Here is a 12,395-nt window from a genome sequence, read left to right as displayed (position 1 = left end):
TCCACCGACCGCGCGATCAGCGGCTGCCGCCGCCGATCATGGGGTCGTCGCCCCGGTCGACCGTGCCCTTCTCGACGCCCTCCGTGGACGAGCCCGCGGTGTGACGACCGGGGTCGGACTCCTCGACCACGACGTCGTCCCGGACCTCGACCACGGGGGGCTGCGGGACCACGGCGACCCCCTCGGGCCGGCTTCCCGGCTGCGCCGTCTCCTGCTGGTCACCCTTCGACCCGGCCATCGCAGCGCCGGCGGCCGCGGCGGCAGCTCCGGCGACGGCGACGCCGGCGGCGGCCTTCACCTTGCCCGAGACGCCCGCCTTGCCGCTGTCCCCCCGCGAGGTGAAGGCGGCGTTCGCACCGGGCGTGCCGACGTCCTCCCCCGGGTTGACCGTCCCTCGCCAGCCACCCGTGGCGTAGCCCTCGCTCTCGACCAGGCTCTTGAACCGCTTCAGGTCCGCCTCCACCTGGCGCTCCACGAGGCCGAGCTTGTCGCCGACCTTCTCCACGAGCCCTTCCGGCTCGAACTCCAGCGACAGGTGCACGAGGGTGGACCCGGTGCCCACCGGCTGGAAGCGCACGGCCCCGGCGTTCGTCGCACCGTCCTTGGCCGCCCAGGCGATCTTCTGGTCCGGGATCTGCTCGAGGATGGTGGCTTCCCACTCCCGCCGGACGCCCGCGATCTCGGCCGTCCAGTGCAGGCTCTGGTCGCTGTGCTGGTGCACTTCCTGGACCCCGCCCATGAAGTGCGGGAAGTCCTCGAACTGGGTCCACTGGTTGTAGGCGGTGGTCACCGGTACGTCGACCTGGATCGACTTCTCAGCCTTCGTCGTCATCGCTCAGTCCTCTCGCTCGTCAGCTGCGTGGTACCGAACCTCCCCGCTACCCCCGCAGCCGTCCGCCGACGCCCTCGCGCCGGAATCGGACGAGATCCGTCGGCTGCCGCCGGGATCCCCGGGGCCGGGGCGGGTCACCTGGCCCCGGATGCCACCATCGTCCCGCGGGACGGCGGCTCCCGGCCGGTCCACCGGACCGGTCAGGCCGTGCTCCACCCGCTGCACCCGAGTTCGCCGGACGCCCCACCCGATCAGCCAGTGAGGGAACACGCCATGACCCGAGACGACGGCAGCACGATCTACATCGACGGCGAGTGGCGCCCGGCCGACGGGGGCGCCACCTTCGCCGTCACGGACCCGGCGACGGGTCAGGTCCTCGGGCAGGCGGCGGACGGTGGGCGGGTGGACACCGACGCGGCGATCGCCGCCGCGGACCGCGCGCTGCCGGCCTGGTCCGGCGCCACGGCCTACCAGCGCGCGGCCGTGCTGGCGAAGGCGGACACCCTCATGCGGGAGCGTCGCGCGGAGCTCGCCGCGCTGATGACCCGGGAGCAGGGCAAGCCGCTCAAGGCCGCGATGAACGAGGTCGCGTACGCCGCCGACTTCCTGGCGTGGTTCGCCGAGGAGGCCAAGCGCATCGGCGGCGTCACGATCCCGTCGGCGCGGGCCGACCAGCGGTTCCTGACCATGCGCCAGCCGGTCGGCGTGGTCGCGGCCATCACCCCGTGGAACTACCCCATCTCCATGCTCACCCGGAAGCTCGCGCCCGCCCTCGCGGCCGGGTGCACCTCGGTGCTCAAGCCCGCGGACCAGACCCCGCTCTGCGCGGTGGCGACGGTGCAGCTGCTCGCCGACGCCGGCGTCCCGGCCGGGGTGGTCAACCTGGTCACGACCACGCGCCCGGCGGAGGTCGGCGACGCGCTGCTGGAGTCACCGGTGGTCCGGAAACTGACCTTCACCGGCTCCACCGCGGTCGGCAAGATGCTGGCCGCGAAGGCCGGCGGCACGCTGAAGCGGGTGTCGGTGGAGCTGGGCGGGCACGCACCCTTCCTGGTCTTCCCCGACGCCGACCCGGTGCGCGCGGCCAAGGGCGCGGCGCTGGTGAAATTCCTCAACACCGGTCAGGCGTGCATCAGCCCCAACCGGATCTACGTCCACCGTTCGCTGTACGACACCTTCGTCACGACGCTCGAGCAGCGGATCGCGGCGCTCCGCGTCGGCAGGGGCGACCAGGACGGGGTCACCATCGGTCCGCTCATCGACGAGCGCGCCGTGGCCAAGATGGAGGCCCAGGTCCTCGACGCCCGTACCCGCGGCGCCCGGATCGTGGCCGGCGGCGAGCGGGTCTCCGTCGACGGGCTGGGCGGCACGACCTTCTTCGCGCCGACGCTGCTGGCCGACGTGACGCCGGACATGCTCATCTCCCGCGAGGAGACCTTCGGCCCGATCGCCGCCGTCACCCCGTTCGACGACGAGGACGAGGTCGTCACGCGGGCGAACGACACGGAGTACGGCCTCGCCGCGTACGTCTACACCAACGACCTGTCCACGGCGATCCGCGTGACCGAGAAGCTGCGGTTCGGGATGGTCGGGATCAACGACATCAACCCCACGTCCGCCGCGGCTCCCTTCGGCGGGATCAAGGCCAGCGGCCTGGGCCGCGAGGGCGGGTACGAGGGCATCGACGAGTACCTGGACACCAAGCTCGTCGGCATCTCCGTCTGACGCCGCGCGTCCGGGACGGTCCGTCCCGGACGCGCCGGGAGCGGGACGGGACGACGTCGGCGGCGGGGCGCCCGCGTCAGCGGCGGTGCCAGCGGACGGCGCCGGCCGCCGCGGTGCCGAGCACCGCCAGGGACAGCGCGGCGCTGCGCGGCGCGACGTCCCCGCCCCGGCGCGCCACCAGCACGGCCGCCGCGTCCAGCCCGGTGAGCAGCAGCGTCACCTCGGTGGCGCGGCGCGCCTGCGACGCGGGCGTGATCAGCAGCGCCGCACCCAGCGTGATGTTGCGCGCCGCCATCAGCCGGACCAGCAGCGGGAGCGCGACGTCGGAGTGCGTCGCGGTGTCGCGGACCCCGAGGACCCGGGACAGCCACCGCGGGACGAACAGCGCCGCCGTCCCCAGCCAGATCGACAGCGTCCCGATGCTCTTCCGGGTGATGTCCCACTCCTCGTCCATGACGGCCTACTGCCCGGTCGCGCGGACGGCCAACCGGTGTCCGCCGGCCAGGACCAGGACCAGCGCCAGGAAGGGCAGGGTGACGGCGCTGGCCACCACGTCGCTGACGGCGGCAACGGCGAAGCCGCCCACCGGCGGGTCGTCGAGCGGCCCCAGCACGCTGTCCAGACCGATCGCGGCGACCGACGCCGGCACGGTAAGGAGCGCGGACACCGCACCACCCAGGGCCACACCGGCGGCCACGGTGCCCGGAGCCGTGCGGACGGCGGCCCAGGCCAGGCCGGTCCCCCGGCGCAGCGCACCGGCGACGCGCAACGGACCCCCCTCCGGCATCGCGGCGACCGCCCCGGTGACCCAGAGCTGGGCCACCAGGGCGGTCAGGAACCCGACGACGTCGACCAGGACGGCGGTCCACACCCGCGGGTCGTCCCACACGAGCAGCTGCCGGACGACGTCGGGGACGGTGTTGACCAGCGTCGCCGCGACCGCCGCCAGGTAGGCCGGCCGCCAGTGCCGGCGCAGCAGCACCAGCGCCGTGCGCACCGTGGGCAGCGGCCGCGCCGGTGCCCGGGTCACGGCCGGGTCGCGACGAGCGCCGTCCAGCACCCGGCGAGCCGGGTCTCCTGCGCGACGACGTCCAGCCCCGCGGCCCCGCAGGCGGCGGCCAGCCCGGACGGCGTGGGCCGGTCGGCGTCGGCGGGGTGGAAGGCGACCGCCCGCAACGGGCGGCTGTCGACGAAGCGCTCCGTCATCTCGCAGGAGAAGAACCGGCCGCCCGGTCGCAGCACCCGCGCCGCCTCGCGGACCGCGTCCCGCCAGGCCTCGGCGTGGTGCAGCACGTGGTAGGCGAAGACGGCGTCGTAGGACCCGTCGGCCGCGGCGAGGGCGGTGGCGTCGCCCTCGCGCACGTCGACCCGGTCGCCGAGGTCGGCGACCGCCGTCCGGCACGCCGCCACGCTGGCGGGGTACCGGTCGATGCCCTCGGCACGGGCGGCGCCGAAGACGTCGACGGCGAGCCGCAGCCCGGTGCCCCGCCGCCCGGAGCCCAGTTCCAGGACGGTGCCGCCCGGCACCTCCCCGCCGAGGCGCCGCAGGATGGGCGCCTCTCCCCTGCGCTGCACGAACGCCCGGGGACGCGAGTCCACCCACAGGCGGGTGCCGTCGAGGTAGGTGGGTGGGACGGAGGTCTTGTCACGCACCTCGCGGTTGTGCCCTCCGCGGCCGGGGCACAACCGCGCGATGACAAGCCTGCGGGATCGCGTCGTCCTCGTCACCGGCGGGAGCACGGGCATCGGCCGCGCCGTCGTCCACCGGCTGGCTGCCGACGGCGCCCGCGTCGTGGCCTGTGCCCGCGACCAGGGGCGGCTGTCCGAGGCGCTGGCCGGCATCGACGGCGCGACCGGCGTGCCGGCGGACGTCTCCTCCCCGACCGACCGGGTGGCGCTGGTCGACCGGGTGGTCGCCGAGCACGGGCGCCTGGACGCGGTCGTCCTCAACGCGGCGATCGGCTACGCCGGGCTCGTGGAGGAGACGCCGCAGGACGCCGTCGAGGCGATGATCGCCACCAACCTGACCGGCGTCGTCGACCTCGCGCGCCTCGCCCTGCCGCACCTGCTGGCGGCCGCGGCCGAGCGGGGACGCGCCGACATCCTCGTCACCGCCTCCTCCGCCGCGCTGGCGCAGGTACCGCCGCTGACCGTCTACTCGGCGACCAAGGCCGGCGCGCACGGCTTCGTCAAGGGGCTGCGGCGGGAGGTCACGTCCCGCGGCGTCCGGGTGCACTCGATCACCCCGGGGCCGGTGTCGACCGAGTGGCTGGTCCGTGGCCGGGGTGCGGCCCCGGTCTCCGACGAGGACGCCGAGGGGCGGCTCTCCCCCGGCATCCGGCCCGAGCGGGTGGCCGACCAGGTGGCGCGCAGCCTCGGCTCGTACTGGTCCCGCACGGTGGCGGTGCCCCGGTGGATGGGGCTGGCGCGGCTCGGCGAGGTCCCGCCCGTCGACCGCCTCCTCGACATGACCCTGTCGCGGCAGGCGCACCGCATCCAGCGGATCACCGACCGGATGGTGGCCCGGCGGGGCGGATGACGGCCCGCGGCGCGGCCGGCCCGCCCGCGCGCCGGTCCTGCAGCGCGACCACGGCCATGTGCGGCACGGTGAGTCCCAGGAGGACGGCGAGCGCGCCGGCCGTCCAGTCGGGTCGCTGCGCGGCGAGGACCAGGAGCGCGATGCCGGCGAGAGCCACGCCCGTCGGCGCCCAGGCCGCGGCCGCGTAGCGGAGCAGCGGGGCAGCCAGCCGGCCGGCCGCCAGGTCCGCGCCGTTGCGGGGGTCGAGCGCGAGCAGCCGGCCGATGTGGCGGACGGCGTGCCAGCCACCGAAGTAGGCGCCGAAGGCGGCAGCCGGCGGTACCAGGACGAAGAGCGCGGCCAGCAGGCCGGCCTCGGCCGCCCACCCGGTCCGGCCGGAGGTCAGCGCGCCGAGCACGAGGACGAGCAACGCCCCGCCGACGACTGCGACCAGCGCCTGCCGGACGCCGGGGGTCAGCAGCACCGGCAGCTCCGGGGAGAGTGCCGCCAGCACCCGGTCGGACTCCTCCGGCCACCGGGCGAGCGGCACCGCGACGGGCAGCCCGCCCAGGCCGACCACCGCCGGGAGGTCCCGCGCGCCGGGCCGCCGTGGCCGCCCCGACCGCTCGGCGTCGAACGCGACCTCGCCCAGGCCGAAGTGCACCGCGGAGACGGCGAGCAGCAGGAGCAGGCTGACCGCCGGCGCCGCCATGAGAGCACCCAGCGCCAGGAGGGCGGTGGCGGTGTACCCGGCCAGCACCCCCGGGCGGAGCACCGTCCCCGGCCGCCCGGCGGTCCAGTCCGGGACCAGGTGGTCGACCGCGCCGTGCGGCAGGCCGACCAGCACCCCGGCGGCCAGGATGCCCAGCGCCCACGCCGACACCTGCGCGGGCAGCAGCACGGCCGTTCCGGCGACCGCGCCGACGACCCCGACCGACAGCCGGGTCGTCAGCGCGGTCACCCGCGGTGCTGCGTGTGCCGTCACGACGCCTGCGCGAGGTCAGGTGGTCCGGCCGGGCGGAGCCACCTCGGTGATGCCACCGCGGGGCATGGTGACGTCGGCCGCGACCGCCTCGTCGTGGCCCTCGTGCTTGCTCACCTTGCGGGCGATGACGGCCAGCAGGATGCCGTAGACGACCTTGGAGGTGATGTCGGCGACGGTGTAGGTGATCTGCCGGGCGACCACGCCGTCGGCGGAGTCCCACAGCGCCGGCATGAGGTAGGCGCCGGGGTAGAGCATCCAGGAGACGAGCAGCAGCCACCACACCGCCTTGACCAGCGGGCGGACCTCCTCGGGCAGACGCCCGACGTTGCCGTAGACGGTGCGCCGCACCAGCCAGAGGATGACCAGGAAGAAGACGGTGCTGATCGAGCCCCAGACCCAGAACGGGGCGCTGCGCTCGACCTCGTAGAACTGGCCGGCGTAGCCGGTGTAGATCATCGCCAGCCCGGCGACGGTGAAGGTGATCCAGCCGCGGCGGAACGCGGCGCCGGTGATCCCCAGGACGATGAGCAGCTGGGTGAGCAGCACCGGCACGTCGATCGTCCAGTTCATGTACCGGTAGCCGTTGGAGAACAACGCGCCCGTCGAGCTGAACGCCTCGCCGTCCCAGGTGAAGGCACCGTCCCAGCGCAACGAGATGACCAGCAGCTCCAGGAACGCCGACAGCATCACGACCGCCGACAGCGTCGAGGACAGCTGGTAGCGCGGCAGGGAGTTCTTGCTGGTCAGGATGAAGTAGACCAGGCCGGCCGCCATGGCGGCATAGCCGAGGGTGAAGACGTGCGACACGATCGTGTACTGGAAGAAGTCGTAGGTGAAGGTGTTCTCGACGTTCACATCGCCTCCGCTCAGGTGCTGGACGTGTGCCTTTCGCCCAGCGGCGGCGCGGCGGATGCAGCCGAGCGGGACCGGGCACACATCCGCGGCGGGTGGGAGCGGGGAAGAGGGCAGCCGGCGCCGTGCATCTCCCGCGCCCGGATGGCCGGTCACGGGTCCGGTGAGGACGCCGATCGGATCGGCACCTGCCCGGCGACGCCCCCGCGCAGGACGCGGCCTGCTCCACGAGGAGGCGGAGCAGGGACCTGCGGCCCGGCGAGCGGGTCGCTGTGCCCTGTCCGGCGGGCAGCCGCAACGATTCGCTGGCAGGCATGACCAGGATCCAGGATCAGCCCTCGCCGGTCCCCACCTCCCCGCGCCTGCTCATCGACGAGGTGATGCCGTGGTTCGACGCCAACGTCGTGCAGCACATCGTCGTCAACGCAGACGCCGGCGAGACCTACCGGGCCGTGCTGGACGCCGACCTCATGGACAACCGGATGACCCACCTGATGGTCACCGTGCGGGACCTGCCGAACCGCCTGCGCGCGGGAGCGCATCCCACCGAGGAACCGCCGGACGACACCGAGCCGGGCCGCCCCGCGTTCCGCATGCGAGATGCGGCCCGCGGGAACTCGGGGTGGGTGGTGCTCCGTGACGAGCCTGGAGTCGAACTGCTCGCGGGCCTGGTCGGCCAGTTCTGGCACCGGGACTACGGCATCGTGCCGGTCTCTCCGGAGGAGTTCGTGTCGTTCGACCGCCCCGGCTACGCCAAGACGCTGGCCGGTCTGGCGCTGCACCCGCACGGCGAGGGCCGGACCCTGCTGACCTACGAGAGCCGCAGCGTCTGCACCGATGCTCCCGCCCGTCGCCGGTTCGCCACCTACTGGCTCGTCCTGCGCCCGTTCGTCCGCCTGATGCTGCGTGGCGCGCTGGTGTCGATGAAGCGGCACGCCGAGCACGGCGCCACCGCCCGGCCGACGACGAGCTTCGCCCCGCTGCGGACGGTGGGATCCACTCCGCAGGAGCCCACCCCGACCGACGGCTGACCGGAGCCGGCCCGGCTTCCCTGCCGCCGGCACCAGCTCACGAGGCGACGGGGCGGCTACGGTCCCGGGCACCCGCTCCACCCGAGCCGGTGGACAGCACCGCTGCCGTGGTGCGGCAGGCCGTCGCGAACACCGCTGAGCGACGGGTGGCGTCCATGACGTCGGGCCCGATGACGGCGAGGTCCTCCGCCGTCGGGGCGAACACCCGGACCCGGCTGCCGGCGTCGGTCAGCCGGCCGACCTCCTTCTCGAGACGCCGGGTGGCGTAGCCCCGCAGCGTGCCCTCGAGCCGTGCCCGCGCGCCGCGGCGTGGGTCGTGACCGGCGAGCGCCATGGGCGCGAGCACCACCACCTCGTCGAGGCGGTCGCGGACCAGCACGTCGGCATTGGTGACCGACACCCCGCCGCCGTCGACGTAGCGCCGCCCCCCGACCGGCACCGGGGGGAAGTAGCCGGGGGCCGCGCAGGAGGCCATGACCGCGTCCGGTAGGGGCGTCGAGGGGGTTCCCGGCCGTCCGAAGACGACGCGTCGGCCCGAGTCGAAGTCCATGGCCACCACCCACGTGCGCGGATGCTCCGGCCAGCTCCCGCCGGCCTGGAACTCCGCCACCAGCTCCCCGACCGGCGCAAGGCTGCCGCGCCCGCGCGGGGCGAGGGCGGCCGCGGCCGTCATGAGCGTGTACCGGCCGGGGCATCCCAGACTCCGGGCGGCCAGGGCCAGGTTGCCGGGCAGCGGGATCGGGAACGGCAGGTCACCGACCACCCGGTGCACGTGGTCGTCGACATCGAGGAAGTTGACCGGCTCGGTGCCCTCGACCTCGAGTCTGCCGCCGGAGAGCCGCTGCACCATCTGCTGCAGCGGCACGCCGCAGCCGACCAGTGCGGCGAGCACCGACCCCGCGGAGGTCCCCACCACGACGTCGACCCCGGCGGGATCGAATCCCTCGACCTCGTGGAGGGCCAGGAGCGCACCGAGCGCCCAGGCGCCGCCGAGGGCCGCGCCGGCCCCTATCACCAGGCCGCGTCGCCCGGGGGATTCGGCCGGCCGGGCAGCCGTAGCTCCGGAGTGCTCCCCGAGAGGTCGGACCACGTCGCCCACCTCCTCCTGTCGTGCCCGCACCACCAGGGTGACCTACGCCCGACGGGAGATCCGGAGGACAACGGCCGCCGCTGCGGGCCGAGGGTCCCTGGCCGGACCGGGCCGGTCGGCCGCGGGCGACCGGCGCGGCTCCCGGGGCCGTGGCTCGGGCGGAGAAGTCGGCGGCGGCGGCGACGTCGGAGGTGGGCGGGTCGAGCCAGGCCGGTGCGCCGACCAGGGTGGCGTCAGGTGACATCACGGGCCGCTGCCGCCGTCAGGGGCGTCCGGACCCCGGTCGGACCGCCTCACACGAGAGTCGTCTCGGTGACACCCAGGCCCCTCCAGTACTCGTTGAGCGCGTTGTTGGTCCTGATGAACCAGATGAACGGGCCGACCAGGATGAACAGGCCGGGGAAGAACCACAGCCCGGTCAGCGCGCTCACCGGGCTCTGCTGCCCACGCCGGTCGTAGAGCTGGCCCACCTCGTTGCTCAGCAGGAACGGCGAGACGACGCCGAAGACGATGCTGATGACGAGGGCGAGCACGCCGCCGAGGCCCTGCCCGCTGTGCCGGCGCATCTCGTCGTGGACCTGGTAGTAGTACACGAACGCCCAGATGCCCAGGGTGACGAACACCAGCAGGATGGTCGTGCCCGTCGGTCGCATGCGGCCGGGCTGACCAGTCGGCTGCGGGAACAGGGCGTAGTCCGGCAGGCCCGGCATCTGCGCGTAGGGGGTCTGCTGCGGGGCGCCGCCCGGCCGGTCGGACGCGAGGTCGGGATCCACCTGACCGTGCTGCCGCGGAGGGGGCGGGGTCTGCGGTGTCGTCATGTCGTTCTCCTCTTCCGGAAGTCCCGACGGACCGGACCACGGCCGCTCCGCCCGGGACGCTGGCCGGTGGCCGGGCGGCCACCGGCGACGTGCCAGTGCGTGCCGGGCCCGATCACCCCGTCGAGGTGTCGTCGGGGCGTGCCGTGGCCAGCCCGGCACCGAGCACGACGATCCACAGGACGACGGGGTAGACGACCCAGCGCTCCACGCCGCCCTCGCCGAGCCGGTCGAAGACCGCCAGGTCGCCGAGGAACGTGTAGCCGAGCAGGAAGGCGAGGGCGACGCCCCCGAGGACCGCGTGCACCGGGCGCAGCACCCGGGCCGACAGCCGGGCGGTGACGATCGCCGCGACGCCGCCGCACAGGAAGGTCGCGATCGAGACCAGCTGGTGAACGGCCATCACGGTGTTCCCGGGGAAGACCCCGACGCCGACCATCCCCACGCCCAGGCCGAGCACGGGAACGGTCGCGAGGACGCCCGCGCGCGATCGGTGCAGCATGACCGCGGCGATCGCGATGAGCGCTCCGGAGGCGATCATCGTGGTGTTGAAGATCGCGGCCGAGGGTTGGCGCACGACGTCCCCGGGGCGCATGGCCGCCAGATCGCTCACGGTGTTCCGGTGGACGTCGTAGGCCGCCGGGTACAGGGCCTCGGCGGTCATGATGCCGAGCACGACCGCCGACCCGGCGACGAGCAGGAGCAGGCCTGCCGCGCGGCGGTCGCTGAACCGCACCGGCACACCGACGGCCGGCCCGGGATGATTGCGGGTGGCGGTCATGGCACCGGCTCCTCGAACAGTGGTGGGCTCTGTGCCCGGATCCACCGTGACCCCCCCGGTCCGACCGGGCGCAGGGTCGGACGTCCCGCGTCCTGGGGTCCGTCCGCCCACGGCGGTCAGGACCGCCGGGTGGGGGGGCACGAGCCCGGCCCGGCCCCCGGCGGCGGCTCCCGAGCCGATCACGTGGCCGGGGGAGGTCCCGGTCACGGCGCCGCCGTGACGGCCTCCGACGACGCCGCCCGACCGACCGCGATCTCCTCGTCCCGGCGCCCGTGCACGACCAGGACGGGGCAGCGCACCGTCGACAGGCACCGGAGGGCGACCGATCCCAGCAGCAGTCCCCACACGCCACCCCTCCCCCGGCTACCCAGCACGAGCAGCACCGCTCGCGCCGCCCGGGCGGCCAGGACGTCGGCGGGCGCGCCCTCGACGGTCAGGATGCGGACGGCCGGCCGGCCCGTGCCCTCGGGCAGCGAGCCGAGCACGTCGTCGACCATCCGTGCGGCCCCTCGTGCGACGTCGGCGCGGATGCCCTCGAATGCTGATGCGGAGGCCTGGTCCAGGTCGGTCCAGCGACCGTCGCTCCCGAAGGCGGCGACCACCTCGACCTCGGCCCCGAGCCGGTCGGCCTCCGCGACCGCGGCCCGGAGCGCGGTTCGGGAGCACGCGGACCCGTCGATCCCGACGACCACGACGGATGGCGAGGCGGGCGCGGGGGGTTCGGGGTGCACGACGAGCACCGGACAGGCGGCGCCGGTCACGCAGTGCAGTGCGACCGACCCGAGCAGGGCGTCGCGCGCGGCCCGCCGTCCATGACTCCCCACGACCAGCAGCCCGGCGTGCCGGGAGCGCTCGATCAGCACTGCTCCGGCCGGCCCCTCGGAGACGTACAGCCGGGTCGTGACCCCGTCCACGCCGGGGAGCCGCGACACCGCGGGGCTGTGCCGGACCTCGTCGAGGAACGCCCGTGCCCGGCTCTCGGTCACGTCGTGCAGGGCCTCGGGGTGGGAGAGCATCGGCGCGCCCCCGAACCACGGCAACGGGAGCGGATAGGTCGCCACGACCTCGACCACCGTCCCGCGCCGGGCAGCCTGGGCGAGGGCCTGCACGAGGGCCTCACGGCTGCCCGGCGAACCGTCGACGCCTACGACCACGCGCCCGGTCACGCCGACGGGTGCGGGACGGTCGGCAGCGGGCTGGCAGCTCGGGACGTCCATGGGTCCTCCTCGGCTCCGCCCCGCCGGCGCAGGGCCTCCCGACCGACCTTTCCTCCTCCCCCGGACGCGGGGATCGGGCGAACGGCTCGGCGATGAGGGACCTTGGCCTCCCGCTGCGGCGTCAGGCTCCCGCCCCCTCGCCGGCGAGCCGTTCACCTCGGCTACGACCCGGAGGCACGCCACGACCGCGATGTCGTCGTCCCCGCAGGGTCGGACATCCCGGCCACGCCGCCGCGCACCGCGCGCCGTGTCCCGTCACCGTCGTCGGCTGACCCGATGGGGGTTCCTGCACCGGTGGCCGGGTCCCCTCCGTCGGAGGCGCCCGTGGCGCTGCGACCGAGAGCCACGATCGCGACCAGCTCCAGGAGCAGCACCGACACGATGACGAGAAGCCAGTCCACCGGCACCCCCTGCCGTCGCCCTGGAGCACTGGGAGAAGTGGGCTCCCGTCGCCTCCACGGCCAGTGTCGGCCGTCGCCCCGGTCGTGTCCGGGGTCCTTCGACCTCCGTGCCGGCTCCTGGTGCCCTTCGGCGCCGTCCCGTCCGCCC

Annotated in this window: 13 protein-coding genes; 3 read left to right on the top strand and 10 right to left on the bottom strand. The window is 74.8% G+C overall.

The window, feature by feature from the left end; all coding sequences use genetic code 11:
• Positions 1-16: 16 nt before the first annotated feature.
• A complete protein-coding gene (locus O2W17_RS19005) occupies positions 17-832 on the bottom strand; it encodes an SRPBCC family protein (RefSeq protein ID WP_269194016.1) in 816 nt (271 codons plus the stop codon).
• A gap of 273 nt (positions 833-1,105) precedes the next feature.
• Here O2W17_RS19005 and O2W17_RS19000 point away from each other — a divergent pair, with 273 nt between their 5' ends.
• A complete protein-coding gene (locus tag O2W17_RS19000; RefSeq protein WP_269194015.1) occupies positions 1,106-2,557 on the top strand; it encodes an NAD-dependent succinate-semialdehyde dehydrogenase in 1,452 nt (483 codons plus the stop codon).
• A 76-nt stretch (positions 2,558-2,633) separates the two neighbouring features.
• Here O2W17_RS19000 and O2W17_RS18995 read toward each other — a convergent pair whose 3' ends face one another.
• From O2W17_RS18995 to O2W17_RS18985, 3 genes are read right to left on the bottom strand one after another with little or no spacing between them, the layout of a single operon-like run.
• Positions 2,634-3,011 carry a DUF4267 domain-containing protein gene (locus tag O2W17_RS18995; RefSeq protein ID WP_269194014.1) on the bottom strand — a complete coding sequence of 126 codons (378 nt, stop codon included), beginning with the start codon at positions 3,009-3,011 and terminating at the stop codon, positions 2,634-2,636.
• Positions 3,012-3,017: 6 nt separating this feature from the next.
• A complete protein-coding gene (locus O2W17_RS18990) occupies positions 3,018-3,587 on the bottom strand; it encodes a hypothetical protein (protein ID WP_269194013.1) in 570 nt (189 codons plus the stop codon).
• The gene (locus O2W17_RS18985) at positions 3,584-4,210 is read right to left on the bottom strand and encodes a class I SAM-dependent methyltransferase (RefSeq protein ID WP_269194012.1); all 627 of its coding nucleotides are present in this window, start codon (positions 4,208-4,210) and stop codon (positions 3,584-3,586) included. Before O2W17_RS18985 ends, O2W17_RS18990 begins: the two co-directional genes overlap by 4 nt.
• Before the next feature lie 40 nt (positions 4,211-4,250).
• On the opposite strand from O2W17_RS18985, the gene O2W17_RS18980 reads away from it, so the two are divergent.
• A complete protein-coding gene (locus tag O2W17_RS18980; RefSeq protein ID WP_269194011.1) occupies positions 4,251-5,096 on the top strand; it encodes an SDR family oxidoreductase in 846 nt (281 codons plus the stop codon).
• Here O2W17_RS18980 and O2W17_RS18975 read toward each other — a convergent pair.
• Both O2W17_RS18975 and O2W17_RS18970 read right to left on the bottom strand, forming a co-directional pair.
• Positions 5,062-6,036, bottom strand: a complete 975-nt coding sequence (locus tag O2W17_RS18975) for a beta-carotene 15,15'-dioxygenase, Brp/Blh family (RefSeq protein WP_269194010.1) — start codon at positions 6,034-6,036, stop codon at positions 5,062-5,064. The genes O2W17_RS18980 and O2W17_RS18975 overlap by 35 nt on opposite strands.
• Before the next feature lie 39 nt (positions 6,037-6,075).
• Complete coding sequence (locus tag O2W17_RS18970; RefSeq protein ID WP_269194009.1) at positions 6,076-6,915, bottom strand: bacteriorhodopsin; 840 nt, start codon at positions 6,913-6,915, stop codon at positions 6,076-6,078.
• A 311-nt stretch (positions 6,916-7,226) separates the two neighbouring features.
• Here O2W17_RS18970 and O2W17_RS18965 point away from each other — a divergent pair, with 311 nt between their 5' ends.
• On the top strand, positions 7,227-7,943 hold the full coding sequence (locus tag O2W17_RS18965) for a hypothetical protein (RefSeq protein ID WP_269194008.1): 717 nt from the start codon (positions 7,227-7,229) through the stop codon (positions 7,941-7,943).
• Between the two features lie 37 nt (positions 7,944-7,980).
• On the opposite strand, the gene O2W17_RS18960 is transcribed toward O2W17_RS18965, so the two are convergent.
• The 4 genes from O2W17_RS18960 to O2W17_RS18945 all read right to left on the bottom strand — a co-directional run bounded on the left by O2W17_RS18960 (position 7,981) and on the right by O2W17_RS18945 (position 11,846).
• A complete protein-coding gene (locus tag O2W17_RS18960; RefSeq protein WP_269194007.1) occupies positions 7,981-8,958 on the bottom strand; it encodes a patatin-like phospholipase family protein in 978 nt (325 codons plus the stop codon).
• A 368-nt stretch (positions 8,959-9,326) separates the two neighbouring features.
• Positions 9,327-9,851: a DUF4234 domain-containing protein gene (locus O2W17_RS18955; protein ID WP_269194006.1), complete on the bottom strand. Its 525-nt coding sequence runs from the start codon at positions 9,849-9,851 to the stop codon at positions 9,327-9,329.
• Between the two features lie 112 nt (positions 9,852-9,963).
• Positions 9,964-10,629, bottom strand: a complete 666-nt coding sequence (locus O2W17_RS18950; RefSeq protein ID WP_269194005.1) for a DUF998 domain-containing protein — start codon at positions 10,627-10,629, stop codon at positions 9,964-9,966.
• A gap of 203 nt (positions 10,630-10,832) precedes the next feature.
• Positions 10,833-11,846: a universal stress protein gene (locus O2W17_RS18945; RefSeq protein ID WP_269194004.1), complete on the bottom strand. Its 1,014-nt coding sequence runs from the start codon at positions 11,844-11,846 to the stop codon at positions 10,833-10,835.
• Positions 11,847-12,395: the final 549 nt, after the last annotated feature.

The organism is Blastococcus sp. VKM Ac-2987 (assembly GCF_026967805.1).
Lineage (GTDB): Bacteria > Actinomycetota > Actinomycetes > Mycobacteriales > Geodermatophilaceae > Blastococcus.
The sequence above is the reverse complement of the archived record's forward strand: the minus strand, read 5'-3'. Positions and strand labels throughout refer to the sequence as shown.